The following is a 344-nucleotide window of genomic DNA, read 5'->3' on the forward strand; positions in this document are numbered from 1 at the left end:
CCGATCCGATCAGCGGAATCAGAATCGCGCCGAGCGTGCCCGTCCACCAGTGCGAATAGATGCCCGACGCGCCCGCCAGCAGCCAGGAGGTGAGAAGAAAACCAGGCACCGCGAACAGCGCCGCGCTGCGCGGGAAACCAGCCGTGTTACGCAGCAGGAGCCGCACCAGCACGATCAGCAGGGCGCCCACCAGCGTCGGAATCGCGCGGTAATGCACTCCCCCAACCACCGACGTTCCGCCAATGACAGCGGCCCACAGGTCACCACCCAGGCCGAGAGCATCACGCGGCGTCGTGTCATTCATCCACGAGTTCGAACGCAGCGTCAGGTACGCGATCATCGTG

Annotated in this window: 1 protein-coding gene; it reads right to left on the minus strand. The window is 65.4% G+C overall.

Annotated elements, in window-relative coordinates:
• On the minus strand, positions 1–344 hold a 344-nt coding region (locus QP415_RS11030; RefSeq protein WP_285100091.1), incomplete at both ends, for a cell division protein PerM.

It is taken from the genome of Pauljensenia sp. UMB3104 (genome assembly GCF_030217285.1).
Classification (GTDB): domain Bacteria; phylum Actinomycetota; class Actinomycetes; order Actinomycetales; family Actinomycetaceae; genus Pauljensenia.